This is a genomic window from Microbispora sp. CL1-1, from assembly GCF_012034195.1.
In the GTDB taxonomy this organism is placed as follows: domain Bacteria; phylum Actinomycetota; class Actinomycetes; order Streptosporangiales; family Streptosporangiaceae; genus Microbispora.
Genome location: NZ_JAATEK010000105.1, coordinates 1 through 2997, shown reverse-complemented (window position 1 = coordinate 2997; position 2997 = coordinate 1). Strand labels below are relative to the sequence as shown.

The 2997-nt window shown below is 67.7% G+C and carries 2 protein-coding genes; both read left to right on the top strand.

Translation table 11 applies throughout. The features are described 5' to 3' along the window. Positions 1–122: 122 nt before the first annotated feature. The gene (locus HCK04_RS40050; protein WP_142652737.1) at positions 123–1154 is read left to right on the top strand and encodes a tyrosine-type recombinase/integrase; all 1032 of its coding nucleotides are present in this window, start codon (positions 123–125) and stop codon (positions 1152–1154) included. Positions 1155–1228: 74 nt separating this feature from the next. After that, positions 1229–2980 (top strand): tyrosine-type recombinase/integrase, encoded by a 1752-nt coding sequence (locus HCK04_RS43300; protein WP_205831284.1) that lies wholly within the window; start codon positions 1229–1231, stop codon positions 2978–2980. The last annotated feature ends 17 nt before the right edge of the window (positions 2981–2997 follow it).

Genomic DNA, 2997 nt, shown 5'->3' with positions numbered 1-2997 from the left:
TGGTCACGATATGCAGGTGATCCTGTGCTGGCCTGAAGGTCACAGATGAATGGCTGTCGACGGCCAGAACCAGGGAACAGTGGGTGATCCTGGAGTTACCCCAGTGACGGGAGTCTCCCCCGATGTCGTTCGATCCCTGCCTGCTCAACGGCCGCCCCGATCCCGCCGATCCTGGTGTGGTGCGCCTGGGGCATCCGGCGCTGGATGACTATCTGGAGCTGGTGGCGGCCCGGGCCCGGCCCAACACGTTGATCGCAACCGCGTACGACCTGAAGGTGTTCTTCAGCCAGATCCGCAAGGACCCGGCTGAGGTCACCGCCGTGGACGTGCTGGCGTTCATCAAGACGCAGCGGTCCCCACGGATCGATGCCAAGGTGGTCCGCCTGGAGGACGGTGAGGCTGGGCTGTCGGCGCGGACGATCAAACGTCGGCTGGCGAGCATCTCCGGGCTGTTCAACTTCCTGGTGGTCCGCGGGGACCTGCCGGCCAACCCGGTCCCTCAGGGATTGGCCGCTCGCCGCCCCGGCCAGCGTGCGATCCGGCAGGTCCCGCTGATCCGCACGCCGCGGACGCTGCCCCGTATCCTCGAGCCCGGCGAGGTGTCGGCCTTCCTGGCCGCGCTACGCACCCGCCGCGACCGCGCGATGGCCGAGGCCATGCTGCTGGGCGGACTGCGCCGGTGTGAGGTACTGGGCCTGCGCCTGAGCGATCTGCACCCCGGAGAGCGTCGCGTGTTCATCGCCGAGGGCAAGGGCGGACACCAGCGGATCGTCCCGGTCTCGGCCCGTTTCTTCGCCACCGTCGCCAACTACCTGGCCACCGAACGGCCGCAGACCAGCACCACCGACCGATTGTTTGTCGTGCTCAAGGGACCACGTCGGGGCCAACCACTGTCGGCATCCGGCCTGGATGAGATCGTCACCAGTGCCCGCGACCGGGCCGGCATCGCCCGCTTGACCTGCCATCAACTGCGTCACACATGCTTGACCCGGCTGCGCGAGGCGGGCATGGCCCTGGAGGCATTGCAGGCCCAAGCCGGGCACCGCTCGATCGAATCCACCCGGATCTACCTGCATCTGGCGGGAGGCTGGCTCGCCGAAGAATACCGGCGCGCCATGGAGGCGATCGACGCCCAGACCATTCAGGAGCGGTGATGGAGGCGACAGCACCGCTGGCGCCCCATTCCGACCTGGTCGAGCAGTACTGCCAGGACGCGCAGCAGGCCGGGGTGAAGATCTGGCCGTCGAACCGGCACGCGGCCCAGACGTTCGTACTCCGCGTCGCCGCCCGGGGAGGATGGGCGGCCATGGGCGTGACCGAGCAGTTGACCGCCACCCGGGAGCAGATGCGGACCGGACCGTTCGTCAGCTGGCTGATCGTCACCGGCAGACTGACCGTGGACGCCGCTTTTCTGGTCACGGCCGGGCTGCGGCTCGGCGAGGCCGCTTCCCGCTATCAGCCCCTGGCCCGGCTGCGGTTCGACCAGGCCACGGCCCGCCTGTCGATCAGCCCGGCCGACACCCGGCTGCAGTGGCACATGCTCGCCGTCCTGGCCGCGGCCACCGGCACTACCGTCGACCGCATCGACACGCAGATCTTCCTCACCGGCCGTCAACTGCTGCTGGCCGCTTATCGCCGGCGCGGACACCCCGACTCGGGCCGCAATCCCGCCGCCATCCTCCATCGCCTGCAGGCGACCCTGTTCCATGACCAAGTGATCGACACCCTGGAGCGGCCCGGCCGCATCCCGGTCAGCATCGCCGGCTGGAACGGTGTCCCCGCCTCCTACACCCAGGCCGCCCACCGCTACGTCGAGCAGGTCGCCCTCAGCCTTCGCCCTTCCACCGTCAGGGCCATCGAGAGGGATCTCCGCCAGTTCGGCCACTACCTGGCCGACCGGCACCCCCTCATCACCACCTTGGCCAAGCTCACCCGCAGCCACATCGAGGACTACAAGCGTCACCTGGCCTGTGACCCGCGGCCCGCAGGAGCGCCGCTGGCCAAGCCCAGCATCAAGAACACGCTGATCAACTTGCGGTGCTTCTTCACCCGGATCACTGAATGGGACTACCCCGACGTCCCGCCCCGCCCATTGATCTTCGACGCTGACCTGCCGATCGTCGACCGGCCGCTGCCCCGCTTCCTTGACGACGCCGCGGCCACCAAGCTGCTGCGCGCCGCCCGCGCCGAACCCGACGCCTTCACCCGGCTGGTCGTCGAACTTCTTGCCCGAACTGGCATGCGCAAGGGCGAACTGCTCGCGCTGACCGTTGACGCCGTCGTCCAGATCGGCTCGGCCTACTGGCTGCGCATCCCAGTCGGGAAGCTACACAACGACCGCTATATCCCACTCCACCCAGAGCTGAAAAGCCTGCTGGACACCTGGCTGCGCAGCCGGCCCACGGACCTGCGCTCCGACAAGATGTTCCTGCGCCGAGGCGGCCGAGCTATCCTGCCCCGTCATGTCGATCAGGCACTGGCCAAGGTCGCCGAGGCGGCCGGCATCGGCCATATCACCGCTCACCAACTCCGCCACACCCTGGCCACCCAGGCCATCAACCGCGGTATGTCCCTGGAAGCCATCGCCGCCCTGCTCGGCCACAAGACCCTCGCCATGACCATGGTCTACGCACGCATCGCCGACCGGACCGTCGCTGAGGAGTACTTCTCCGTGACCGAGAAGGTCGAGGCACTCTACACCCAGCCCGCCCAGCTCCCCGCCACCGACGAGGGCCACCAGATGCGCCGTCTACGGGCCGAGATGCATCGCCGAATGCTCGGCAACGGCTACTGCGCTCGCCCGGTCGAGATGGACTGCCATTTCGAGTCGATCTGCGAGTCCTGCCAGTTCTTCGTCACCACGATCGAGTTCCGTCCTCGCCTACAGGCGCAACGCGATGACGCCAAGGAGAAGGGACAAATCGGGCGCCAGAAGATCTTTGACGGCCTGCTCAACAGACTCGACTCAACGGGCACTTGACTCGATCACCTGCATAA

Excerpts from the sequence above, each read along its gene's own strand:
- HCK04_RS40050 (WP_142652737.1), top strand. The coding sequence starts at position 123 with ATGTCGTTCGATCCCTGCCTGCTCAACGGCCGCCCCGATCCCGCCGAT.